Genomic DNA, 24,014 nt, shown 5'->3' on the forward strand with positions numbered 1-24,014 from the left:
TCCGCAGAACCGAAAGGCCTTGATGACTGTCGTACCCCTGCCGCTGGAGCAGACTGTTCCCGGTGGCGAATTGATCCATGGTGCCGAGGGCGGCTCCGTAGTCCGGCGCTCGGTCCTTCCGGGCGGCGTACGGGTGCTCACCGAAGCCATGCCGGGGCAGCGTTCTGCCACCATCGGATTCTGGGTGGCCGTCGGATCCCGCGACGAAGCCGAGGGCCAGCACGGCTCCACGCACTTCCTGGAGCACCTGCTGTTCAAGGGCACCAGGCGGCGCACCGCCCTGGAGATCGCCTCCGCCTTTGACGAGGTGGGCGGCGAATCCAACGCGGCCACGGCCAAGGAGAGCACCTGCTACTTCGCCCGCGTCCTGGACTCCGACCTCCCCATGGCCATCGACGTCATTGCCGACATGATCACCGGCGCCGTGCTGGACCCCGCTGAGCTGGAACAGGAACGTGACGTCATCCTCGAGGAAATCGCCATGGACAGCGACGACCCCACGGACGTCGCCCACGAAAACTTTGTCGCCGCGGTGCTCGGCAGCCACCCCCTGGCCCGGCCCATCGGCGGCACCCCGGCCGCCATCAAGGCCGTGCCCCGGGATTCCGTCTGGGAGCACTACCGGCGCTACTACCGCCCCGAAGAGCTTGTCATTACGGCGGCAGGCGGCCTGGACCACGACATCGTGTGCGGCTTGGTGCTCGACGCCCTGCGGTCCGCCGGCTGGGACCTTGCCGAGGACGCAGCCCCGGTGGAGCGCCGTTCTACCCAGCGCGCGGAAATCACCGGCACGGCCGGACTCCATGTGGTCAAGCGCCCCGTGGAACAGGCCAACATCATCATGGGCTGCCCCAGCATCGTGGCAACGGACAGCCAGCGCTTCGTCATGAGCGTCCTCAACGCCGTCCTGGGCGGCGGCATGTCCTCCAGGCTCTTCCAGGAAATCCGCGAAAAGCGCGGCCTGGTCTACTCCACGTACTCCTTCGCGTCCGCCTACGCCGACGCCGGCTACTTCGGCATGTACGCCGGCTGCACGCCGTCGAAGGTCAAGCAGGTCCTGGAGCTGCTCGGCGCGGAGTTGGACAAGCTCGCCGCGGACGGCATCACGGAGGAGGAGCTGCGCAAGGCCGTGGGCCAGCTGTGCGGCGGAATCGTGCTGGCACTGGAAGACACGGGCTCGCGGATGTCCCGCCTGGGCCGCGCGGAACTGGTGTCCGGCGAATTCCAGGACATCGACGAGACCCTCGGCAGTATCAAGGCCGTCACGGCGGAGGAGGTCCAGGAGATGGCACGCGTGCTGGCCGCGGCGCCGCGCACCGTGACCGTCGTCGGGCCCTTCGAGGAAACCGAGACGTTCGGGTTCTGACGGCCTGGCACCGCAGGCTCTGGACTTGCCCTGCCGTGGGCACGATGATGGTGCCCAGCGGACATTGGAGGCGCCATGGACTTCCCCTTGACGGGCCGCGCCGGGGATGCGTTGAAGGCTTTCATCGGCCACTGGCGGGGCATCACCGAACTTGCGGCGTCGCCGTGGGGCGCGGCCAGGACCGCCGACGCCGAGGCCACCTTCACGCGCGCCGCCGGCGGTTACGCCGTGGTGCAGAGCTACCGGCACACGGAGCCGGATGGTTCGCACTTTGAGGGCCATGGCATGTTCACCCTGGACCCCGGGCACGGGGAGACTCTCTGGTACTACGTGGACAGCATGGGCCGCCCTCCGGCGGCTCCGTCACGGGGCTCATGGCATAACGGGGTGCTGACCGTGGAGCGGCGCACTGCTTACGGGGTGGCCCGGCATGCCTTCCGCGTGGAGGACGGCGTCCTGATCCACACGGCCGAGCTGCGGCTGGAGGGGGCCAGGGACTTCAGCCCGCTGCTGAGCTCCGTGTTCCGCCGGGCCTGACAGGAGCCATACGCGGATGCCCCAGGGCGCCAATCAGAGGGTTTTCGCCTCCACGGCTTCAACAATCCGGGTGTCCGGTGTTCCGTCCAGCGCGGCCGGCCTTCCGGGTCCGCTCCACACGTTCTCCTGCAACTTGCCCAGCAGCGACTCCGCCTGCTCCCGCTCCGCGAAATCAAGCTCGATCAGGACGCGCTGCGAGTCGCCCACGGGCCTGCTGATGCGGTACGAGACGACGCCCGAACCGGCACGGTCCACGGGATCGGCGTCGAACGCCTGCTTCCACGCGGAGTAGTCGTTCACTGCATGCTCGATCTGGAGGGTGTACATGACTATTCCTTTGCTCGATGACGTACAGGCAAAGCGTAGGACCATCCGCCGCCCCGAACCATACCCTTCGGGCAGGGAACCCCGTCAGCCGCCGGCGAACGGCGGGAGGACATCCACCACATCGTCCGCGCCGAGCCCTGCGGTGCGGTCCCGGACGGCTATTTCGTTGCGCAGGAAGCTGCTGCGGGCGATGATCCGGGCCAGTGGGGGAGTGCCTTCCGGTGGCAGGGGGCGTTCGACGGCGAGCGCGGCCTCGAGCAGCGCTTCCAGGCTGCTGCCTTCGGGCAGGGCGTGGTGCTCTTCCTCAACACCTGCGGCTGCGCGTGCGGCAGCGAAGTAACGTACGAGCAAGTATTAGCCTCCGATGGCGCTCATGCTGCGGTCCGGCTGGACGAAGTCCGCGGCGCCGAGACCTGTGTGGTCCATGCCGTGTGCCTTGGGCTTGACCCACATGGCATCCTGCCAGCGTTCTGCGAGTTCGGCATCGCTGGCGCCCTGGCGCAGGAGGCCCAGGAGGTCGAATTCCTCGCGGGAGAACAGGCAGCTCATGATCTTGCCCTCGGCGGTGATGCGGGTGCGGCGGCAGTCGGCGCAGAACGGCTCGGTGACGGAGGCGATGATGCCCACGGTGCCCAGCACCGGTCCCGCGGCGTCCTGCGACAAGGTGTCCCGGCGTCGGACTTCGAAGCGTTCGGCCGGGGCGCCGTCGCGTTCGCGGGGATCGGGACTCAGCACGAAGTCACGTGAGAGCAGTTCCCGGATTTCCGCTGCCGTGATCATGTTCCGGCGTGTCCAGCCATGGTCGGCGTCGAGCGGCATCTGTTCGATGAAGCGCAGTTCGTAGCCGCGGCCCAGGGCCCAGGCCAGCAGATCGGGGGACTCGGCGTCGTTGATGCCGCGCATCAGCACGGCGTTGAGCTTGACCGGTCCCAGCCCTGCCGCCCAGGCGGCGTCGACGCCGGCCAGCACCCTGTCCAGGAACGGCCGGCGCGTGAGCTTGGCAAACGTTTCCTCGTGGAGGGAATCGAGCGAGACGTTGATCCGGGTCAGCCCGGCCGCCTTGAGGGCGGCCGCCTTTTTGTCCAGGCCGACGCCGTTGGTGGTCATGGAGATCGGCAGCTCCGGGTGCTCGCCGCGGATGGCTGAGATGATCTCGATGAGGTCGGCCCGAACCAGCGGCTCGCCGCCGGTCAGGCGGAGTTCCCGCACGCCGAGGGCGTCGACGCCAATGCGGACGATCCGGACGATTTCTTCGGCCGTCATGACGGCCTGCTTGCTGAGCCACTCGAGCCCCTCCGCGGGCATGCAGTACGTGCAGCGGAGGTTGCACTTGTCCGTCAGGGACAGGCGCATGTCGGTGGCGCGGCGGCCGTAGCGGTCCCAGAGCCCGGCGGGGGTGCCTGCAGGGCGGGGCGGCGGCGCGCCGGCAGCCGAGGCGTCGCCCGCGGCGGGCACCGGCATGCCCAGCTGAACACTCATGAATTCAGGCTACGCCACCCCGTGCCCAAGAGTGATATCGGCCACTGGTCATTTCGGGATGCTTCGCCACATCCAGCAGGGCAGTCCCGCCGCCAGGCAGTTCTTACGGAATGCCTACGGTTGCCCCCGGGAGCCCCCTACCCGCTGCCACGGGCCGCCGGCGAACCTATGCTGAAAGCGTGAACATCCAGCCTGCGCCCGCCGCGGCCGAACCCGGAAACCGCCGCATCCTGCTGGTCGAGGACGAACTGACCATCGCGGACGTGGTGCGCGACTACCTCCTGCAGGCCGGCTTCCAGGTTGACGTGGCGGGGGACGGCTTCACCGCCCTCAGCCTGGCCGCCTCCCGGCGGCCGGACCTGGTGATCCTGGACCGCATGCTGCCGGGGCTCGACGGCGTGGAAGTCTGCCGCCGGCTCCGTCAGACCATGAGTGTCCCCGTCATCATGGTGACCGCCCTGGGCACCGAGGACGACCGGATCCTGGGCCTGGAAACCGGCGCCGACGACTACGTCACCAAGCCGTTCTCGCCCCGCGAACTGGTCCTCCGGGTCAAGTCCGTGCTGCGGCGCAGCATCCGCGAATTCACTCCCGAACCGCCCGTGGAGATCGCCGGCTTCGAGCTGGATCCAGCTTCGAGGACCGTCACCCACCACGGGGCGCCGCTGGCCCTCACGGTCCGCGAATTCGATCTGTTGGCCTTCCTGCTGCGCCGGCCCAACCAGGTGTTCAGCCGCGAGGAACTGATCAAAGCCGTCTGGGGCTGGGACTTCGGCGACCTGTCCACGGTGACTGTGCACGTGCGCCGGCTGCGCGAGAAGATCGAGGACAACCCCACCACGCCGGAACTGCTCAAGACGGTGTGGGGCGTGGGCTACCGTTTCGACGCGAAGGACGGTGGTCATGCAAGGCAGTGAGCTGGTCACCATCCTCGCCTGGGTGCTGCTGTGGGCCGTGGCCATCGGCGTGCTCACCCTGCTGCTGCTGCGGGCCCTGCGCCGTGCCTCGATCCTGGTCCAGATCTGCCTGGTGGTGGTGGCCACGGTGGCGGTCCTCGTGGCCGGGATGGTGAGCGCGTTCAACGCCATGTTCATCTCCGCCCGGGACCTCGAGGTCATGTGGTACATCCTCGCGGTGGCCTCCGCGGTGGCCGTGGCACTGTCCCTCATGCTCGGCGCCGGGGTGTCCCGGAATGCCGCCAGGCTGGTCGCGGCGGCCCGCCGGCTGGGCCGCGGCGAGACCCTCGGCGGGGAGGCTACCGGCCCCGGGGCCCCGGGCAGGGACGCCCCCGCCATGACCTCCGAGCTTGCCAAGCTCGCCCAGGAACTCGAGGCGAGCAGCCGCAGCCTTGGGGAGTCCCGCCGCCGCGAGGCCGCCGTCGAGAAGGCCCGCCGCGAGCTCGTCTCCTGGATTTCCCATGACCTGAGGACCCCACTGGCCAGCATGCGGGCCATGGCCGAAGCCCTCGAGGACGGCATGGCGGCGGATGTCCCCGCCTACTACCGCAAGATCATCGCCCAGACAGATCAGATGGCCCTCATGGTCAACGACCTCCTGGAGCTCTCCAAGATCCAGGCCGGGACCCTGCGGCTGAGCTCCGAGGCCCTGGACCTCTACGACCTCGTCAGCGACGCCATCTCCGACCTTGCCCCCGTGGCCGCCCAGCGCGGCATCAGGCTCGACGGTGGCGGGGACCGGGAGTGCATGGCCGTCGCCGACGGTCCCAGCCTGGGCCGGGCCGTCCGCAACGTCCTGCTCAACGCCATCATCTACAGCCCGGACGGCAGCGACGTCCACGTGGGCGTCGGACGCGACGGCGGGGACGCCGTCGTCGCCGTCCAGGACAGCTGCGGCGGCATCGCGGACGAGGACTTGCCGCACCTCTTCGAAACCGGCTGGCAGAAAGACCCTTCCCGCGGCGGCAGGGCCGGGCGCCCCGGCCCGAAAGCAGGCAGTGGGGTCCAGTACAGCGGTGCAGGCATCGGGCTCAGCATGGTGGCCGGGATCGTCCAGGCCCACGGCGGCAGCGTCACCGTACAGAACGCCGACGGCGGATGCTGCTTCACGCTGCGGCTTCCGGCGGGCCCGGGCACAGGACATGACGCACTCCAGGGAGGCGCAGCATGAAGAAGGCCCGGTGGTGGGCGGCCGCCGGCGGGGTTGCGGCGGGCGCGGCGGGAGTCGTGACCGGGGAACTCATAGCCGCCATCTGGAGTCCGCTCCTCTCTCCCGTGACGGCGCTCGGCGGAGCCGTCATCGACGCCACCCCGCCGCCCGTGAAGGACCTGGCCATCCTGCTCTTCGGCACGGCCGACAAGGCGGTGCTGATCATCTGCATCGCCCTGGTGGCTGGCCTCCTCGCGGCCGTCGCCGGGGTGCTGGAATACCGGCGGAAAGGAACGGGCCTGCTGCTGGCTGCCCTGGCCGGCGTGGCCGGCTTCGCCGCCGTGGTGACCCGGGCCCAGTCCACCCCCAACGCCGCCGTCGCACCCGTCGCCGCCGCCGCGTTGACCATGGTCCTGCTGCGGGTGCTGTGCCGGCACCTCGCCGCCTGGGCGCCTTCCACTGCGCCTTCCACTTCCACGACGCCGGAACCGGCACCGGAACTGACGTCACCGGCCCGGCGCGGCTTCCTGCAGGCCATCGCCGTGACCGGGCTCGCTGCCGCCGTCGCGGGCGGAGTGACCGCCGTGCTGCGCCGCGCCACGGCCGCCGCAGCGGACTTCCGCCGCGGGCTGGCCCTGCCCGCCCCATCAACGGCGCCCCAGCCCGTTCCCGCCGGTGCCGCGCTGGATGTGGACGGGCTCCTGCCCCTGATCACGCCCAACCCCGATTTCTACCGCATCGACACTGCCCTGACCATCCCGGCCATCAACCCGCCGGAGTGGAAGCTCAAGGTCACCGGCATGGTGGACCGAGAGATTGAGATCGACTTCGCCACGCTCCTGGCCAAGCCCATGACGGCCCGCCACGTCACCATCGCGTGCGTCTCCAACGAGGTGGGCGGGGGCCTGATCGGCAACGCGCTCTGGCTCGGCTGGCCCGTCCGGGAACTCCTCGCCATGGCCGGTCCCAAGGCGGGGGCGGACATGGTCCTGTCTCGCAGCAGCGACGGCTGGACCGCCAGCACCCCGCTCGAGGCGCTGACGGACGGTCGGGACGCCCTGCTGGCCGTCGGCATGAACGGCGAACCGCTGCCGCTCGAACACGGCTTTCCCGTGCGGATGGTGGTGCCCGGGCTCTATGGTTTCGTGTCCGCCACCAAGTGGCTGGTGGAGCTGAAGGTCACCCGCTTCGCCGACGACATCGCCTACTGGACACCCCGGGGCTGGAGCGACCACGGGCCCATCAAGACCCAGTCCAGGATCGATGTCCCACGGGCCGGGCGCACCGCAAAGGCAGGGACCGTACAGTTCGGCGGCGTCGCCTGGGCCCAGCACCGCGGCATCGAACGCGTCGAGCTCCGGGTGAACCGCGGCCCCTGGCAGCGGGCCGTGCTCGCGCCGGGGATCTCCCGGGACACCTGGTACCAGTGGCAACTGGGCATCGACCTCACCCCGGGGGAGTACGAGATCCAGGTCCGTGCCACCGACGCCACGGGGACTCCCCAGACCGAAACCCGGGCTCCCGTGGCCCCGGACGGCGCCACAGGATTCCACACCATCACGGTGAGGGTCGCCTGAGGCCCTACGCTGGGTACGCAACCCCGAAACGACACCACTGAGCGACACCACTGGAGGAACGCCGTGCCCCGATCCGTGCTTGCCCACCGCGAGGCCGTGGTGGAGCTCCTGTCCGGCCTGCCTGGCGCCCGCGGCAGCGAACGCGTCCCGCTGCCCGAGGCACTGGGCAGGGCGCTCGCCGTCGACGTCCACGCCCCGCTGGACCTGCCGCCCTTCCCGAACTCCCAGATGGACGGCTATGCCGTCCGTTCCGCGGACATTCCCGACGGCGGTGCGGAGCTGCGTGTTGCGGCCCCCGTTCCGGCCGGTGCCGCTCCGGAGCCCCTGCAGCCCGGCGACGCCGCCCCCATCATGACGGGCGCCATGATCCCGGACGGTGCCGACGCCGTCGTGCCCATCGAAAAGGCCCAGCCGGACACCTTCCCCGCCCCAGGGGCCGAAACCCGCGTCACGCTTCCTGCTACCGAGCCTGGGTCTTTTGTCCGCGACGCCGGCAGCGACATCGCCCGCGGCGCCCTGGCCCTGGCCGCCGGAACCGTCCTCGGCCCGGCACAGCTGGGGCTCCTGGCCGCACTGGGCCTGACCGCGGCCGAGGTCCGCAGGCCCCTCCGCGTGCTCCTGGTGACCACCGGCGACGAAGTCGTGGAGCCCGGCCAGGAGCTCAGGCCCGGAAAGATCTATGACTCGAACGGCATCCTGCTGGAAACCGCAATGACGCAGGCAGGCCTGGCGGTCCTGCGGACAGGGATCTCCGACGACGCCCCCGCCGCGCTGCTCCGGCTGCTGCGCGGCCACGCGGACTCGGTGGACCTCATCGTCACCACCGGCGGCGTGAGCAAGGGCGCCTACGAGGTGGTCCGCCAGGCCATGGATGGCCAGCCCGTGGAGTTCCTGTCCGTGGCGATGCAGCCGGGCGGGCCGCAGGGAATCGGAACCTTCGACGGCGTGCCGTTCCTCGGATTCCCCGGGAACCCCGTCAGCTGCCTGGTGTCCTTCGAGATGTTCCTGCGCCCGGCGCTCGCCGCCGTCCTCGGTGCGCCGGCCCTTCGCCCGGCCCCGCTCGCCCGGCTGGCAGAGCCCCTGGCGTCCCCGGCCGGCAAGCACCAGGTCCGGCGCGGCGCTCTGCAGGCCGGCGGCACTGTCCGGCTCGTGGGCGGCGCAGGATCGCACCTGATGCACGCCCTGGCGCTATCCGATGTGCTGGTCCAGGTGCCCGCCGACGTCACGGAACTCCCGGCCGGTGCCGAAGTGGAAGTATGGATGCTGTGAACGACACCGAAAACGACAGCCGGGGCTCCACCGGCGGATTAACCCACCTGCGCCAGGACGGCACCGCCCAGATGGTGGATGTCTCCGAAAAAGCCGTGACCACCCGGGAAGCCACGGCCACCGCCACCGTCCGCAGCACCGCCGAGGTCCTGGCCCTGCTGGGAGCAGGCGAACTGCCCAAGGGCGACGCCCTGGCCGTGGCCCGCGTTGCCGGCATCATGGCGGCCAAGAAGACACCCGAGCTGATCCCCCTCTGCCACCCGCTGCCCATCTCCAAAGTCACCGTGGACTTCGAGCTCGGTGCGGATTCCGTGGAGGTGCTGGCCACCGTCAAGACCCGGGGCGTCACCGGCGTCGAGATGGAAGCGCTGACCGCAGCCTCCGTGGCCGCCCTGAGCGTCTACGACATGATCAAGGCCGTGGACAAGCACGCCGTCCTGACGGACATCCACGTCCTCGCCAAGAGCGGCGGCAAGAGCGGCGACTGGAGCCTCGGCGACGGAGGCAAGGTATGAGCGCCTGCGAACCCCACAACCACGGCCCGCGGAAGGCCGGCGTCGTGATCGCCTCCAACCGGGCCGCCGCGGGAATCTACGAGGACCGGAGCGGACCCGTCATCCTGGACTGGCTGGCCGAGCACGGCTACGATACCTTCCCGGCCATGGTGGTGCCGGATGGCGCACCGGTGGGCGCCGCCCTGCGCGCCCTGCTGAGCCAGGAACCGTCCGTCATCATCACCAGCGGAGGCACGGGTCTGAGCCCGGACGACCTCACGCCGGAAATGACGCTGCCCCTGCTGGACCGGGAAATCCCGGGCATCATGGAGGGCATCCGCCGGGCAGGCGCCGCCAAGACACCCCTGGCCATGCTGAGCCGCGGCCACGCGGGCGCCGCCGGAAAAACTTTCATCATCAACCTGCCGGGTTCCCCGAAAGGCGTCATGGACGGCCTGGCAGTCCTGGACCCGGTGATCGGGCACCTGTGCGAGCAACTGGAAGGAAGCCATGAGCACTGAAACGGACTTCGAAGTAGTCAGCGCCGTCCTCAGCCCGGAACCCATCTCCGTGGACCAGGCGATCGCGGCCGTGGAATCGGACACCGCCGGTGCCGTGGTGAGCTTCAGCGGCGTGGTCCGCAACCACGACGACGGCAAGGCCGTGGACCGCCTGAGCTACAGCGCCCACCCCACGGCACACCGCATCATGGCCGAGGTCGTGGCGCAGCTCGTGGCCGAGCATTCCGGGGAAGCCGAGCAGCCTGTGCGTATCTGGGCCGCCCACCGCATCGGCATGCTGGAGATCGGCGACCCCGCGCTCGTGTGCGCCGTGGCCGCCGCCCACCGCGGCCAGGCCTTCGCCGTGTGCTCGGAACTCGTGGACCGGATCAAGGAGCAGGTGCCCATCTGGAAGGAACAGTTCTTCAGCGACGGCACCGTGGAATGGGTCGGGGCGGGGGAGTAGCTCGCCGGCGGCGCGTGGGCCTGTAACGTCCGCCACGCAGTTCAAGCCGGGACCCTGCCCGGCGGTAGGGTTAACGGCATGACCGAACAACTTGCTGTCGCCGTACTGGGCGCCCACGGGCGCATGGGAATAGAAGCCGTCAAGGCCGTTGAAGCCGCCGCCGACATGAAGCTCGTGGCAGCCCTGGGCCGCGGCGATTCCCTGGACGCCCTCGTCGACGCCGGTGCCAGGTACGTTGTGGACCTGACCGTCCCGGACAGCACCGAGGCCAACATCCGATTCGCCGTCGAACACGGCATGCACGCCGTCGTCGGCACCACCGGCTGGGACGCCGGGCGCCTGGCCGCACTGCGCGCCCTCCTCGCCGAAAACCCGGGCACGGGCGTGCTGATCGCCCCCAACTTCGCCCTCGGCTCGGTCCTGGCCTCGGCCTTCGCTGCCAAGGCGTCCCAGTACTTCGAATCGGTGGAAATCATCGAGCTGCACCACCCCAACAAGGTGGACGCGCCGTCGGGCACCGCCGTCCGCACCGCACAGCTCATCGCCGCGGCGCGCCACGAAGCCGGCGTCCCGGCCAGCCCCGATGCCACCGAAACCGCCCTCGACGGCGCCCGCGGCTGCGACGTTGACGGCGTCCGCATCCACAGCGTCCGCCTGCGCGGGCTGGTCGCCCATCAGGAGGTCCTCCTCGGCGGTCCCGGCGAGCAGCTGACGTTCCGCCACGATTCCTACGACCGCGCCTCCTTCATGCCCGGCGTCCTGCTGGGCCTGCGCAAGGTTGCGGAACACCCCGGCCTCACGGTCGGCCTTGACGGCTACCTGGATCTGGGGCTCTGAGATGGGCACTTTGTGGACCACGTTCAAGAAGAACCGCACCAAGATCTGGGTCGGCGCCGTCACGCTGCTGCTGGTGCTGTACCTGGTGGTGTCCTTCCAGCGCTCCATTCTGCTGCTGGGCGACGCCAACCTGGTGGCCAAGGGCATCGGCGCGGCCTACCTGGTGCTGCCCCTCGTGGGGGCCTGGGCGCTCATCCGCGAACTGCTTTTCGGCGCACGCACCGAGCAGATGGCCAAGGTGCTTGAGGCCGAAGGCGGCCTGCCGGAGGACACGCTTCCCCGGACACCCGCGGGACGCATCGTCCGGGCCGCCGCCGACGCCGAATTCGACAAGTACCGGGCCGAGGCCGAGGCCGCGCCGGAGGACTGGCGGTCCTGGTTCCGCCTCAGCTGCGCCTACGACGCCTCCGGTGACCGCAAGCGGGCCCGTGCGTCCATGCGCGACGCCGCCAAGCTGTTCCGCACTCAGCCCACCACTGCCGGGCGGTAACGCCCCAGTCGGAAGGCCTGGTGCCCCAGCCATTCGAGCGGACCGCGCCGGCGCAGCAGCGCAAACAGCACGCCGATGCCCACTACGGCGATGGCCTGCGTCCAGTACATGCCCTCGTCGGTCCACCCCGCCGGCAGGCCCTGCTCGTGGAAACCGGAGACCACCCACACGTGGGCCGAGTACAGCGTTAGCGTCATGGCCCCCGGCCCGCTGAGCGGGAGCAGGACGTTGACCTTCCGCCGCCCGCCGATCCTGCCGAGCAGCAGGCACAGACCGACGACGGCGGCTGCCGTTCCCGCGGTGTGCAGCAGGTCCAGCGTGGTTCCGGAGTGCGGCGCGGCCGTGGCGAGCCACCACCAAGAATCCGCCTGTTCCACGCCCGTCAGATTCACCTGGAGGAGGCTGTCGAGGCGCGAGTCCTGGCCGGGAAGCGACTGCAGGGCAGTCTTGCCGCCCCAGTTGTCCATGGCCGCCGTCCCCAGCAGCTTGGCTGCTGCCGCCACCACGGTGCCGCAGCCCAGCAGCAGCAGTTGCACGGCCGCCGTCGGGAGCGCCAGCCGCCCGATGGCCAGTCCGATCAGCAGGTACGTCATCCACTGGAACACCGGGTAGTAGCCCGTGAAGAAGAGATCGGCCAGCAGCGCGCCCGGGATTTCCAGGTCATCCGTGCCCGGGTTGTGGCCCAGTTGGAGCGGCGGTGTGGCGGCCAGCAGCCAGGGCCGGACGAGGTAGGCCAGCACCGGGGAGAGCAGCAGCCAGCCGCCTGCCCAGGCACACAGGGCCCTCGCCGGTAGCCCGAGGAAGGGCAGTATGCACAGGAACAGCACGGCGTAGTGGACCAGGATCACCGCGATGTTGACCTCAAGCCCGCCGAGCATCAGGCCGACGACGGCGATGGGCAGCGCCCTCAGCGCTATGCCGCGCCGGGACGCCTTCAGCCCCGGCCCCTGCTGCGGGCGCTCCTTGCCGGTGGCCAGGGCCAGGCCGATTCCGGCCAGGACGGCGAACAGCGCCGCCGAGCGGCCGGAAAACACCAGACCAACCCACGTGGGCGTCAATTGTGGGTCGGCCTCGAAGGTCGGCATCAGGTGCGTTGCCATCATGCCGAGCAGGGCGGCGCCCCGGGCTGCATCGATTCCGGACAGCCGCGGAGAGGCCGCGCCCTTCCCGGGCGCTCCCTGCGGCGGCGCCGTGTCACGGGACGTCATGGGCTGATCGTCTCACGGCCGGGCCGCCCGACGGCGGTAACTTTGTCCCATGGATTCCGTTGAGGCCCGCTGGGCCGGAGCTTTCAAGATCGTCACCGACGCCGAGGGGTGGCAGCACTTCCGCCGCCTGGACCCGGCACTGTTCATTTTCCCCGCCACCGACGGGCTGGAAGACCGGGCGCGCATGGCTGCCGGTATCCGGGCCACTTGGACGGCGTCGTCCGGCAAGCTCGTGGTGGAGGCCGAAGGCACCGAGGACAGCTCGCCCTTCGACGTGCTTGTCAACGGCAGGCTTGCCCAGCGGGTTCCGGCCGCGGGCCGTGTCAGCCACGAACTGGACCTGGGCGTGCTCCCCGTGGGCTCCACTGTCCAGCTCTGGCTGCCCCAGTTCGGCAGGCTGAAGGTCCTCGAAGCCTCCCTCAAGGGCGAGGACGTCGCCGCGGTCTCCGAGTCCGGCAAACGCTGGCTCACGTACGGCAGCTCCATCACGCACTGCCAGCAGGCCGATGGTCCCTCCGAAGCCTGGCCCTCGATCGTGACCCGCCAATACGGCTGGCAGCTGTACTCGCTCGGATTCGCCGGGGAATGCCAACTGGACCCTGCCGCGGAAAGCACCATCGAACAGCTCCCGGCGGACTTCATCTCGCTGTGCCTGGGCATCAACTCGTACAACGCCGCCGTGTTCTCCGAGCGCAGCTACGCCAGCCAGGTCCTGGGCTTCATCGCCAACATCCGGAAGGCGCATCCCAAGGTCCCCCTCGCCGTGATCACGCCGATGCTGTCGCTGCCGCGCGAGGAAACGCCGAATGCCGTGGGGTGGACCCTTCGCCAGTACAGGGCGGCGACGGCGGACGTGGTCCGGGTGCTGCGCGAACGCGGCGATACCCGCATCCACTGCCTGGACGGCGAATCCGTGTTCAGTCCGGCTGAGTCGGCAACGCTCATGCCAGACACCCTGCATCCGGACAACGCAGGCTACCGGCTCATGGCCACGAGGCTGGGGCCGCAGCTGGCGGCCGTGGCGAACGCACGGTACTGAGGTTGTCCGGAGGCCCGGCCGATGGGCCCGGCCGGGCGCCGATTCGGCGGAAACTGACGGCCATCACGCCGCCGTCATTCTCCTAACAAGCCTGTGACAGGGTAACGTTTTTGCTATGTCTGACTCTCGCGCGAGCGTTCCTGCGCTCGGTACCCTCCTGACCGCCATGGTCACGCCCTTCACCAAGGATGGCGACGTGGACTACCGGCAGGCGGCAGAACTGGCGGTCAAGCTCGTGGACGACGGCTGCGACGGCCTCGTGGTGACGGGTACCACGGGAGAAACCTCCACCCTCACCGACGAGGAAAACCTCGGCATGTTCCGTGCCGTGAAGGAAGCCGTGGGGGACCGGGCCGCCATCATCGCAGGGACCGGCACCAACGACACCGCCCACTCGATCCGGCTCTCCCGGGAGGCGGCCAAGCTCGGCGTCGACGGACTCCTGATCGTCACGCCCTACTACAACAAGCCGAGCCAGGCGGGCGTTCGGGCCCACTTCGAGGCCATCGCCTCCGCCACTGAGCTGCCGGTGATGCTCTACGACATTCCGGGCCGTTCCGGCATCCAGATCGCACCGGAAACCATGATCAGCCTGGCCGCCCACCCCAACATCGTTGCGGTCAAGGACGCCAAGGCTGACTTCGCTGCCGCAACCCGCGTCATGGCCGAAACCGATCTCCTGTTCTACTCGGGCGACGACGGCCTGACCCTGCAGTGGATGGCCATCGGCGCCGTCGGACTGATCGGCGTCACCACGCACGTGGCCACGCGGCGGTTCCGCGAACTGGTCGATGCCGTCAACGCCAACAACCTCGGCACGGCCCGCAAGATCAATTTCGAACTGGAACCCGTGGTCCGTGCAACCATGACCCGGGTCCAGGGCGCAGTAGCCGCCAAACAGATTCTTAAATGGCAGGGAGTCCTGCCCAACTCGATTGTCCGCTTGCCCCTCGTGGAGCCGGACGATGTCGAGATCGCAATCATCCGCGAGGATTTGGCAGAAGCCGGAATGGACTTCACCGTCTAGATCGATTCCGCCGGAAAGTAGCCACACCATGACCCAAACCGCCCTTCCCGGACTCGCAACACCGCCGAAATTGCCCAAGGGCACCCTTCGGATCGTGCCGCTTGGTGGACTGGGAGAGATCGGCCGCAACATGGCCGTCTTCGAGATCGACGGCAAACTGCTCGTCGTGGACTGCGGCGTGCTCTTCCCCGAAGAGACCCAGCCGGGCGTCGACCTCATCCTGCCTGATTTCTCGTACATCGAGGACCGGCTGGACGACGTCGTCGCCATTGTCCTGACCCACGGCCACGAGGACCACATCGGCGCCGTGCCGTACCTCCTGCGCCTGCGCCCGGACCTGCCCCTGGTGGGCTCGCAGCTGACGCTTGCCCTCGTCGAGGCCAAGCTCCAGGAACACCGGATCAAGCCCTACACCCTGACGGTGGCCGAGCACCAGGTGGAACAGTTCGGCCCCTTCGAATGCGAATTCGTGGCCGTGAACCACTCCATCCCGGACGCCCTGGCGGTCTTCATCCGCACCGCCGGCGGCAGCGTCCTGCACACCGGCGACTTCAAGATGGACCAGCTGCCCCTTGACGGACGCATCACGGACCTCCGCCACTTCGCCAAGCTCGGCGAGGAAGGTGTGGACCTGTTCATGGCCGATTCCACCAACGCGGACGTGCCCGGTTTCACCACGGCCGAGAAGGAAATCGGCCCCACCCTGGACCGTCTTTTCGGTGAGGCACAGAAGCGCATCATCGTGGCGTCCTTTTCCTCGCACGTGCACCGTGTCCAGCAGGTCCTCAACGCCGCCGCCACGCACAAGCGCAACGTCGCTTTCGTCGGACGCTCCATGGTGCGCAACATGGCCATCGCGGCCAAGCTGGGCTACCTCGATGTCCCGCAGGGAATCCTGGTGGACATCAAGAACATCGACAACCTGCCGGACCACAAGGTTGTCCTGATGTCCACGGGTTCCCAGGGCGAGCCCATGGCAGCACTGTCCCGCATGGCCAGCGGGGACCACCGCGTCGTCGTCGGCAAGGGCGACACCGTGATCCTGGCCTCGAGCCTGATTCCGGGCAACGAGAATGCCGTGTTCCGCATCATCAACGGACTGCTCAAGCTCGGCGCCGACGTCGTGCACAAGGGCACGGCCAAGGTGCATGTCTCCGGCCACGCCGCCGCAGGGGAACTGCTCTACTGCTACAACATCCTCAAGCCGCTCAACGCCATGCCCGTGCACGGCGAGACCCGGCACCTCATCGCCAACGGCAAAATCGCCGAGGAATCCGGCGTCCCCACGGAGCGGGTCATCCTCAGCGACAACGGCACCGTCATCGACCTCAAGGACCACCAGGCCCGGGTCGTAGGTCAGGTCGAGGTGGGCTTCGTCTACGTGGACGGCTCCAGTGTCGGCGAAATCACCGACGCCGACCTCAAGGACCGCCGGGTGCTCGGCGATGAGGGCTTCATTTCCATCATCACCGTCATCAACCGCGCCACCGGCAAGGTCGTTTCGGGGCCGGAGATCCACGCCCGCGGCGTGGCCGAGGACGATTCGGTCTTCGACGAGATCATCCCCAAGATCAACGCCGCCCTCGAAGACGCCGTCCTCAACCACTCCGACCACACGAACCACCAGCTGCAGCAGGTGGTCCGGCGCGTGATCGGAACCTGGGTGAACCGCAAACTGCGCCGCCGCCCCATGATCATCCCGGTGGTCCTGGAAGCATAGGCCGTGGGGCTCCAGCCCCAACAGATGCCACGGATGGCCCGGTTCCCAGGAACCGGGCCATCCGTGTTTCTGCGGCCGGCCGGGCAACATGGATCCCCGCGGAAGGCGGAAATCCGCGGAACTGCCGGTGTCCTGGGGTAGCGTGGCCGGTATGGCGACCCGTACTTCCTCCGCGCCTAGAGGCAGCTCCAGCAGTAAGTCCGGCGGCACAGGCCGGGGCACAGCCACAGCCAAAACGGGCACGACCCGCACCAAGCAGCTGCCCGCCGTCGAGCCCCAGCAGCCTTTCCCCGTGCGCGCCCTCAGCTGGGCATGGCAGGGAACCGGCCACATGATAGGTGCCGGGATCCGCCGGATCGGCTACGACGTCAGCGACCTGGACCCGGCGGACCGCCGCGACGGCGCCGCCCTGTTCAACCTGGTGCTGGGTGTCTTCATCGCCACCTTCGCCTGGTGGGGCTTCACCGGCTGGCTCCCGGACGCCGTGTACAGCATCGTCAACGGAACCTTCGGCTGGATGTCGCTGCTGCTTCCGCTCATGCTCTTCGTCTGCGCCTTCCGGCTCTTCCGGCAGCCGCAGGACGGCCGCGGGAACAACCGGGTGGGCATCGGCTTCCTGATCATGACAGTTGCCGGCAGCGGCCTGGCGCACATCATCGGCGGACAGCCTACGGTCGCCGAAGGCTTCGACGGCCTCCGGCGTGCCGGCGGCATGCTCGGTTTCCTGGCGGCCTCGCCCCTGGCCGCCATCCATGCGGCCGTTCCGGCCATCGCCTACGGGATCCTGGCCGTTGTCTCCCTGCTGATCGTCACCGCAACGCCGTTCACAGCCATCCCCGGCCGGATCCGCAGCGCCTACGAGCACCTCATGGGCGTGGACCTCGCGGAACGCGCGCCCGAGGACGACGGACACGACCGCAGCTACCTCTACGAAGGCGATGCCGCCAAGCCGAAGAGGAAGAAGCGCATGCGCTTCTTCGGCAGGGACCACGACGACGACGCCGGCCTCGAGGGCTATGTGGGGGACGAGCCGTTCGAACATGCCATCGTCGATGACGAGGGGCAGGTCCCGCGGGCATCCGCGCCCCGCGTGCCGCCCGGTGTCCGGCGCCCCACTCCGGCCGAGATTGCCGTCGAGAAGATCAAGGCGGCCCAGGGCCTGGGCGCCGGCTCGATGGACCACAGCATGGATCACGGCACCATGGAGCACCCCACCGAAGCCATTCCCCTGCTCATTCCCGGGCAGGCGTCGGCCGCCGTCGCTCCCGTACCCGCCAGGCCGGCGGCCCCGCCGATGCCGCCCACCCCGATCCCGCAGCGCACCGAGCAACTCTCGCTCGCCGGTGACATCACCTACACGCTGCCTGCGTCCGAATTCCTGACGCCCGGGTCCATCCCCAAGGAACGCACGGAAGCGAACGACGCCATCGTGGCGGCCCTGACGGACACCCTGGTCCAGTTCAATGTGGACGCCGCAGTGACCGGCTTCAGCCGCGGGCCCACCGTCACGCGCTACGAGATCGAACTGTCTCCGGGCACCAAGGTGGAGCGCGTCACTGCGCTGTCTAAGAACATCTCCTACGCGGTCGCCTCCAGCGATGTCCGCATCCTCAGCCCCATCCCCGGCAAATCGGCCATCGGCATCGAGATCCCCAACACGGACCGCGAAACGGTCTCGCTGGGCGACGTCCTGCGTAGCCAGAACGCCCGGCGGACCGACCACCCTATGGTCATGGGCGTCGGCAAGGACGTCGAGGGCGGCTACGTGGTGGCCAACCTTGCCAAGATGCCGCACCTGCTCGTGGCCGGTGCCACGGGCGCCGGCAAGTCGAGCTTCGTGAACTCGATGATCACGTCCATCCTGATGCGCGCCACCCCGGACGAGGTCCGCATGGTCATGGTGGACCCCAAGCGCGTGGAACTCACCGCCTACGAGGGCGTCCCGCACCTCATCACGCCCATCATTACCAACCCCAAGAAAGCCGCCGAAGCCCTTCAGTGGGTGGTCCGCGAAATGGACGCCCGCTACGACGACCTCGCCAACTACGGCTACAAGCACATCGACGACTTCAACAAGGCGGTCCGGGCAGGCAAGGTCACGCCCCCCGTTGACTCCAAGCGCGTCATCAAGCCGTACCCGTACCTGCTGGTGATCGTGGACGAGCTCGCGGACCTCATGATGGTGGCCCCGCGCGACGTCGAAGATTCCATTGTGCGCATCACCCAGCTGGCCCGTGCCGCCGGCATCCACCTGGTGCTCGCCACCCAGCGCCCGTCCGTGGACGTTGTCACCGGCCTCATCAAGGCCAATGTGCCCTCCCGGATGGCGTTCGCGACGTCCTCCGTGACGGACTCGCGCGTGGTCCTGGACCAGCCCGGCGCCGAGAAGCTCATCGGCCAGGGCGACGCCCTGTTCCTGCCCATGGGCGCCTCCAAGGCCATGCGCGTGCAGGGTGCCTGGGTCACCGAGAGCGAAATCCACCGCGTGGTGGAGCACGTCAAGGGCCAGCTGCAGGCCGTCTACCGCGAGGACGTCGCCCCCGAGGCGCAGAAGAAGCAGATCGACGACGACATCGGGGACGACCTCGAGGTCCTGCTGCAGGCCACCGAACTGGTGGTCACCACGCAGTTCGGCTCCACCTCGATGCTGCAGCGCAAGCTGCGCGTCGGCTTCGCGAAGGCAGGCCGGCTCATGGACCTGCTCGAATCCCGCGGCGTGGTGGGCCCCTCCGAGGGCTCCAAGGCCCGCGACGTCCTGGTGAAGCCGGACGACCTCGCCCCCGTTCTTGCCGCCATGAAGGGCCAGGACGCCCCGGCAACGCCGGACGCCCACACGGCGGCGCTGAGCGACAACGCCAACGCGAACATCGCCGTCGGGGGCTATGCGGAAGACCTCGTCGCCAACGACCTCGAGGCCCGGAAGCAGGCCGTGGAGTACTACGACGGCGCAGACGGCACGGAAGAGGACGACGACGGCAGCGAGGACGCCTGGTCGCTCACCGGGAGGTAGTACAGGGGGACCGCAGTCCAAGGGGCGGTAGCCTAGAGGGGTGACTACAGCCGAGGGTGACAACGCCCGTTCCAGCAGCTCCGACGTCTGGAACCTGCCCAATATCCTCACGATGCTCCGCATCGCCCTGGTCCCCTTCTTCGTCTGGTTCCTGCTTGCCGACGACGGCCGGCACGGGCTGTGGCGCTGGGCCGCGGTGCTCGCCTTCGCGGTGGCGATCTACACCGACAAGCTCGACGGCGACATCGCCCGCAGCCGCGGACTGGTCACCAACTTCGGCAAGATCGCCGACCCCATCGCAGACAAGCTGCTCATCGGTTCGGCCCTGGTTCTCTTGTCCGTGCTGGGAGAGCTGCCATGGTGGATTACCATCGTCATCCTGGTCCGCGAATGGGGCATCACGGCGCTGCGCTTCGTGGTCATCCGCTACGGGGTCATGCCGGCCTCGCGGGGCGGCAAGCTCAAGACCGTCGTGCAGACCATCGCCATCTTCCTCTTCATCCTGCCCCTGAAATCCTTCGCCCCCTGGCTGGGTGACGTCGCGTTCTGGGTCATGATCGTGGCTCTGGCCATCACCGTTTGGACCGGCGTCGAATACGTCGTCCAGGCACTCCGCCTCCGGGCCGCGGGCAGGCGCGCGTGAGCCGCACCGCCGCCGAAACGGCGGCCTCCGCCGTCGGGCTGGCCATCGCCCGGGGCCTCACCGTCGCCACCGCCGAGTCGCTGACCGCGGGCCTCGTCGCCGCCACCCTGGCCGACACCCCCGGTGCGTCCGGCATGCTGCAGGGCGGAGTGGTGGCCTACCAGAACTCCGTCAAGGCCCGGGTCCTCGGGGTTTCGGTGGAGCTGCTCGACGCCGCGGGCTCGGTGGACGGTGACGTCGCCGCCGCGATGGCCGACGGCGCCCGGCGTGCCTGCGGGGCCGACGTCGGGGTGTCCACCACCGGGGTCGCCGGGCCCGAGCCGCATGGCGGAAAGGCGGTGGGCACCGTCTTCATCGGGGTGGCGACGGAACAGGGCTCGACGTCGTTCGGCTACAGTCTCGCGGGGGAGCGGGCCGCCATCCGGGAACAGGCCTGCGCGGCCGCTCTTGAACGGCTGCTCGAGGCGCTGGAGAGCCGCACTTACCACGCGTAAAGTTGCCGGGAACAAAAACTGATCCCCAATAGTTGTGTCAATGTGTCGCTTCGGAATGTCCCGGGCGCCTAGGATGTAGAAAACCAAGCGGTCTTCCAAGGGCCGGATGAATGAGGAGCAAGGCGATACAGATGGTTAAGCAGCCCGTATCCGTGAACGGCGTTGTCCGCTGGAAGGATGTGGGCTTGGCCGAGAAGGCACAGAGCGAACAGAAGGAGCGCAAAATGGTTGTACTACGCCACGAAATCGGTGATGTACTGCGCGATGTCCGCCAGCGTCAAGGCCGTACACTCCGCGAAGTCTCGCACAGTGCGCGCGTCTCCCTCGGCTACCTGAGCGAAGTCGAACGCGGCCAGAAGGAAGCCTCCTCGGAGCTCCTGTCCTCGATCTGCTCCGCATTGGACGTCCCGTTGTCCACCATGCTCCGCGAAGTCAGCGACCGCGTTGCGGTGGCTGAAGGCGTCGCGGTTCCGGACACTGTCCCGCAGGAATTCGCGCAGCGCTACGGCCGCGACATCGACCTGAGCGAGGACTTCACCCAGGGCCTGCTCTCCGGCGCGCGGTAAGCAGACTCCACCAAACTTCACACAAGGAAAGCCCCGGCCATTGGCCGGGGCTTTCCTGCGTGTACGCCCAGCATGGGCATTTGCTTGGAGGTGTGAGTCCTCTGGAGGAGAAGGTGGTTTAACTTCTAGCTGAAGGCAACTGCGTCATCGTGAGGTGGGGTGGGAAGGAAGCCGGAGGCAAATCCCTGCACCGAGGGACACGAACCGCATAGAAGGCATGCTGGTTGGGGTGAGCCAGCACGCGATGGTGAAGCCCGTTCCACCGAAACGGCCAGTGTGTAAATGCGGCGGCGGCAGGGGGAAAGCAAATGTTCTTATCTGGGGAGGTCTGTCCCAGTGCGTCATCCGGGTTGCCGGGTGGAGCGGTGCGGCTCTAAGGGCCGTAGCTGATGGGGCAGAAGTCAGCCGAGGCCGTAGTACCGGCGGGAATCAGGATGGTTCGCCGGGAAGGGCTGAACGCTGGGAATTGATGGTTTGAAGCGGTGCTTCTCGTGTGTTCCACAAGAATCGCAGCCAACCCACGGGAGTGGTGGGACAGAAAGTGTAAGGAGCGAACGGTGAATCCGGGATGGCCCCTTTCTGTGCGTAGTGAGGACCCGGCGGGTATCGGGGAGAACATCAGGGATGGTCAGGAACTCTGGGAGGAAGTCTTTTCCAAGCGGAATCTGATGATCGCGTTGAACCGTGTTGAGCGTAACCGGGGTGCTGCCGGTGCTGACGGGCTGCGCACGGAGGAACTCCGTGCGTGGTGCTTAGGACATTGGACAGAAACCCGGGAAACGTTGGACGCGGGTACGTATGTGCCGTTGCCGGTTCGTCAGGTGATGATTCCCAAACCTGACGGCGGGGAACGGAAGCTGGGAGTACCGTCCGTGCTGGACCGGTTGATCCAGCAGGCAGTCGCGCAAGTCCTGTCCCCGGTCTTTGATCCGGGGTTCGTGCCGGTCTCGTATGGGTTCCGGCCGGGCAAGAGCGCCCACGATGCGGTGAAAGTCGCCCGAACGGTGATTTCACAGGGGTATCGGTGGGTGGTCGAGGTTGACCTGGATGCGTTCTTTGACCGGGTGAACCACGACGTGCTCATGGCCAGGGTGGCGCGGAAAGTGAAAGACAAGCGGCTCCTGAAGCTGATTCGACGCTATCTTGAAGCGGGAATCATGGCTGATGGGATGCGGCAGCCGACGGAGGAGGGAACCCCGCAGGGGTCGCCTTTGTCGCCGTTGCTGAGCAACATCATGCTGGACGATTTTGATCAGGAATTCTGGGCTCGCGGACACCGTTTCGTGCGGTATGCCGATGACATCAGGGTCTTTGTGAAGTCCAAGAGGGCCGCGCAGCGGGTGTTGGATCAGGCCACGAAAGTGCTTGAGAAGGACCTGAAATTGAGGGTAAACCGGGAGAAATCCGCGATCAATCCGGGAACTGTAGCTACGTTGCTGGGTTTCGGGTTCTACTTCACCAAAGCCGGGGTCAAGATCAAGATCGCTCCGAAGGCGTTCAAGCGCATGAAGGACCGCATCAGAGACCTGACCTCGCGGAGGTGGAGCGTCTCCATGGAGTACCGCATCCAACAACTGAACCGCTATGTCCGGGGATGGATGGGCTACTTCCGGCTGTCACAGACACCGAAGAAGTTCGCCGCCCTTGATGAATGGTTCAGGCGCAGGATGCGCCAAATCCGGTGGAAGGAATGGAAGAACCCTCGGACGCGGGTGGCAAAACTGCGCAAGCTCGGGATCAGGCCGGATCTGGCCTACCAATGGGGCAATAGCAGCCGAGCCTACTGGCGCACCGCAGGATCACCAATCCTTCAACGCGCACTGCCCAATCAACACTGGGCAGAGCAAGGCCTCATTCTCTTTCGCGCTGCATGGGATCGTCTTCAACGACCCAGCGAACCGCCGTATGCGAGGCCCGCACGTACGGTGGTGTGAGAGGAGGGCCGGGAAACCCGGCCCTCCTACTCGATCCCGCACGTGCGGGGCACACTTCGTCTTGCGCGGTGCGCTGTCCTGGGTCAGTCCTTGGCGGTCGGTTCGCCATACGTGGCGTTGAGCCGGCGCATGTACTCAGCCAGCGTCTGGATGTCATCCACAGGCCATTCGCCAAGGCGCTCCCGGAAGACCTGCCGCCGGGCGTCCTGGACCTGGTGCATCTTTTCCTCGCCCTTGGCCGTCAGCCGGATGGACTGGGCACGGCCGTCCTGCGGATCGGCCTCCTTGGAGACCAGCCCGATGCTTTCGAGGAAGGCGATCTGGCGGCTCACCGAGGGCTTGCCGACGCCGATGCACGTGGCGAGGTCCGTCAGCCTGATGGTGCCTTCGCGGCGGATGATGGTGAGCAGGCCGTACGCGGCCGGTTCCATGTCCGGGTGCACCTGGCGCGAGAGCTGGTGCGACAACGAACGAGCGCGGCGCCAGAGCAGGCTCAGCTGGTGTTCCACCTGCTGCAGGGCGTCATCCACTGAGTCGCCTTCTGCAGCCGGTTCAGGCGTGCTCTGGAGAGGATTGCTCATGGCAACCATTCTAGAGTCCGGGGCCATGAGAGACTCTATTGGTGCGGATTAGTGACTTCTGGCGGCTGATGGACGACGAGTTCGGGGCGGGGTATTCCCGCGTCCTGGGCAGTTCCCTCGTCCTGGCCGGCGTGGGCGGCAAGACCGCCGTGGAGGCCCTGGCCTCGGGCCGCGGCCCCCGCGAAGTCTGGCTGGCCATCTGTGATGTCCAGGATGTGCCGCCGGAGCGCAGGCTTGGCCGCGATATCAAGCCGGCCGCCGGCTGATTCGGGACGGAAACCTTCCGGACCGCCGTGACACGCCGTCCACTTGTTCGAATATGTGTTCGGATGGGTTATGCTCCT

25 protein-coding genes are annotated in these 24,014 nt (G+C 68.0%); 20 read left to right on the plus strand and 5 right to left on the minus strand.

What is annotated here, in order from left to right; genetic code table 11:
- Positions 1–22: 22 nt before the first annotated feature.
- Positions 23–1,366, plus strand: coding sequence for a M16 family metallopeptidase (locus tag J1902_RS05325; RefSeq protein WP_207615210.1), 1,344 nt, complete (start codon positions 23–25; stop codon positions 1,364–1,366).
- Positions 1,367–1,441: 75 nt separating this feature from the next.
- Positions 1,442–1,903, plus strand: a complete 462-nt coding sequence (locus J1902_RS05330) for a DUF1579 family protein (RefSeq protein WP_207615211.1) — start codon at positions 1,442–1,444, stop codon at positions 1,901–1,903.
- A 33-nt stretch (positions 1,904–1,936) separates the two neighbouring features.
- On the opposite strand, the gene J1902_RS05335 is transcribed toward J1902_RS05330, so the two are convergent.
- The 3 genes from J1902_RS05335 to moaA all read right to left on the minus strand — a co-directional run bounded on the left by J1902_RS05335 (position 1,937) and on the right by moaA (position 3,709).
- Positions 1,937–2,230, minus strand: coding sequence for a hypothetical protein (locus J1902_RS05335; RefSeq protein WP_207615212.1), 294 nt, complete (start codon positions 2,228–2,230; stop codon positions 1,937–1,939).
- Positions 2,231–2,314: 84 nt separating this feature from the next.
- Positions 2,315–2,581, minus strand: coding sequence for a MoaD/ThiS family protein (locus J1902_RS05340; RefSeq protein ID WP_207615213.1), 267 nt, complete (start codon positions 2,579–2,581; stop codon positions 2,315–2,317).
- Positions 2,582–2,584: 3 nt separating this feature from the next.
- Positions 2,585–3,709 carry a GTP 3',8-cyclase MoaA gene (gene moaA / locus J1902_RS05345; RefSeq protein WP_207615214.1) on the minus strand — a complete coding sequence of 375 codons (1,125 nt, stop codon included), beginning with the start codon at positions 3,707–3,709 and terminating at the stop codon, positions 2,585–2,587.
- Between the two features lie 110 nt (positions 3,710–3,819).
- On the opposite strand from moaA, the gene J1902_RS05350 reads away from it, so the two are divergent.
- From J1902_RS05350 to J1902_RS05390, 9 genes are all read left to right on the plus strand, one after another.
- A complete protein-coding gene (locus J1902_RS05350) occupies positions 3,820–4,626 on the plus strand; it encodes a response regulator transcription factor (RefSeq protein WP_242701637.1) in 807 nt (268 codons plus the stop codon).
- A complete protein-coding gene (locus tag J1902_RS05355; RefSeq protein ID WP_207615216.1) occupies positions 4,613–5,836 on the plus strand; it encodes a sensor histidine kinase in 1,224 nt (407 codons plus the stop codon). The genes J1902_RS05350 and J1902_RS05355 overlap by 14 nt, the downstream gene beginning before the upstream one ends.
- Positions 5,833–7,392: a molybdopterin-dependent oxidoreductase gene (locus tag J1902_RS05360; RefSeq protein ID WP_207615217.1), complete on the plus strand. Its 1,560-nt coding sequence runs from the start codon at positions 5,833–5,835 to the stop codon at positions 7,390–7,392. Before J1902_RS05355 ends, J1902_RS05360 begins: the two co-directional genes overlap by 4 nt.
- 63 nt (positions 7,393–7,455) lie before the next feature.
- Positions 7,456–8,661, plus strand: a complete 1,206-nt coding sequence (locus J1902_RS05365; protein ID WP_207615218.1) for a molybdopterin molybdotransferase MoeA — start codon at positions 7,456–7,458, stop codon at positions 8,659–8,661.
- Positions 8,649–9,176, plus strand: coding sequence for a cyclic pyranopterin monophosphate synthase MoaC (gene moaC / locus J1902_RS05370; RefSeq protein WP_207615219.1), 528 nt, complete (start codon positions 8,649–8,651; stop codon positions 9,174–9,176). The genes J1902_RS05365 and moaC overlap by 13 nt, the downstream gene beginning before the upstream one ends.
- Positions 9,173–9,676 carry a MogA/MoaB family molybdenum cofactor biosynthesis protein gene (locus J1902_RS05375; protein ID WP_207615220.1) on the plus strand — a complete coding sequence of 168 codons (504 nt, stop codon included), beginning with the start codon at positions 9,173–9,175 and terminating at the stop codon, positions 9,674–9,676. The genes moaC and J1902_RS05375 overlap by 4 nt, the downstream gene beginning before the upstream one ends.
- Positions 9,666–10,121 carry a molybdenum cofactor biosynthesis protein MoaE gene (locus tag J1902_RS05380; RefSeq protein ID WP_207615221.1) on the plus strand — a complete coding sequence of 152 codons (456 nt, stop codon included), beginning with the start codon at positions 9,666–9,668 and terminating at the stop codon, positions 10,119–10,121. The genes J1902_RS05375 and J1902_RS05380 overlap by 11 nt, the downstream gene beginning before the upstream one ends.
- A 78-nt stretch (positions 10,122–10,199) precedes the next feature.
- The gene (gene dapB, locus J1902_RS05385; RefSeq protein WP_207615222.1) at positions 10,200–10,958 is read left to right on the plus strand and encodes a 4-hydroxy-tetrahydrodipicolinate reductase; all 759 of its coding nucleotides are present in this window, start codon (positions 10,200–10,202) and stop codon (positions 10,956–10,958) included.
- A gap of 1 nt (position 10,959) precedes the next feature.
- Positions 10,960–11,448: a hypothetical protein gene (locus tag J1902_RS05390; RefSeq protein WP_207615223.1), complete on the plus strand. Its 489-nt coding sequence runs from the start codon at positions 10,960–10,962 to the stop codon at positions 11,446–11,448.
- On the opposite strand, the gene J1902_RS05395 is transcribed toward J1902_RS05390, so the two are convergent.
- Entirely contained in the window at positions 11,424–12,656 is a 1,233-nt protein-coding gene (locus tag J1902_RS05395) for a heparan-alpha-glucosaminide N-acetyltransferase domain-containing protein (RefSeq protein WP_207615224.1), read from the minus strand. The genes J1902_RS05390 and J1902_RS05395 overlap by 25 nt on opposite strands.
- A 49-nt stretch (positions 12,657–12,705) precedes the next feature.
- Between J1902_RS05395 and J1902_RS05400 the strand changes: the two genes are divergently transcribed.
- The 8 genes from J1902_RS05400 to ltrA all read left to right on the plus strand — a co-directional run bounded on the left by J1902_RS05400 (position 12,706) and on the right by ltrA (position 23,089).
- The gene (locus J1902_RS05400; protein WP_207615225.1) at positions 12,706–13,695 is read left to right on the plus strand and encodes a GDSL-type esterase/lipase family protein; all 990 of its coding nucleotides are present in this window, start codon (positions 12,706–12,708) and stop codon (positions 13,693–13,695) included.
- A 115-nt stretch (positions 13,696–13,810) separates the two neighbouring features.
- Positions 13,811–14,722: a 4-hydroxy-tetrahydrodipicolinate synthase gene (dapA, locus tag J1902_RS05405; RefSeq protein WP_207615226.1), complete on the plus strand. Its 912-nt coding sequence runs from the start codon at positions 13,811–13,813 to the stop codon at positions 14,720–14,722.
- 28 nt (positions 14,723–14,750) lie between these two features.
- Positions 14,751–16,442: a ribonuclease J gene (locus J1902_RS05410; protein ID WP_207615227.1), complete on the plus strand. Its 1,692-nt coding sequence runs from the start codon at positions 14,751–14,753 to the stop codon at positions 16,440–16,442.
- A gap of 151 nt (positions 16,443–16,593) precedes the next feature.
- A complete protein-coding gene (locus J1902_RS05415) occupies positions 16,594–19,452 on the plus strand; it encodes an FtsK/SpoIIIE family DNA translocase (protein ID WP_207615228.1) in 2,859 nt (952 codons plus the stop codon).
- Between the two features lie 40 nt (positions 19,453–19,492).
- Complete coding sequence (gene pgsA, locus J1902_RS05420) at positions 19,493–20,095, plus strand: CDP-diacylglycerol--glycerol-3-phosphate 3-phosphatidyltransferase (protein ID WP_207615229.1); 603 nt, start codon at positions 19,493–19,495, stop codon at positions 20,093–20,095.
- A complete protein-coding gene (locus J1902_RS05425; RefSeq protein WP_207615230.1) occupies positions 20,092–20,589 on the plus strand; it encodes a CinA family protein in 498 nt (165 codons plus the stop codon). The genes pgsA and J1902_RS05425 overlap by 4 nt, the downstream gene beginning before the upstream one ends.
- A 131-nt stretch (positions 20,590–20,720) precedes the next feature.
- Positions 20,721–21,155 carry a helix-turn-helix domain-containing protein gene (locus J1902_RS05430; RefSeq protein ID WP_207615231.1) on the plus strand — a complete coding sequence of 145 codons (435 nt, stop codon included), beginning with the start codon at positions 20,721–20,723 and terminating at the stop codon, positions 21,153–21,155.
- Between the two features lie 557 nt (positions 21,156–21,712).
- Positions 21,713–23,089 carry a group II intron reverse transcriptase/maturase gene (ltrA, locus tag J1902_RS05435; protein ID WP_207615232.1) on the plus strand — a complete coding sequence of 459 codons (1,377 nt, stop codon included), beginning with the start codon at positions 21,713–21,715 and terminating at the stop codon, positions 23,087–23,089.
- A gap of 83 nt (positions 23,090–23,172) precedes the next feature.
- Here the strand turns inward: ltrA and J1902_RS05440 are convergent, their stop codons facing one another.
- A complete protein-coding gene (locus tag J1902_RS05440; RefSeq protein WP_207615233.1) occupies positions 23,173–23,679 on the minus strand; it encodes a MarR family winged helix-turn-helix transcriptional regulator in 507 nt (168 codons plus the stop codon).
- A gap of 32 nt (positions 23,680–23,711) precedes the next feature.
- Between J1902_RS05440 and J1902_RS05445 the strand changes: the two genes are divergently transcribed.
- A complete protein-coding gene (locus J1902_RS05445) occupies positions 23,712–23,936 on the plus strand; it encodes a DUF3046 domain-containing protein (protein WP_207615234.1) in 225 nt (74 codons plus the stop codon).
- Positions 23,937–24,014: the final 78 nt, after the last annotated feature.

This window comes from Arthrobacter cavernae, assembly GCF_017368795.1.
GTDB classification, from domain to species: Bacteria; Actinomycetota; Actinomycetes; order Actinomycetales; family Micrococcaceae; genus Arthrobacter; species Arthrobacter cavernae.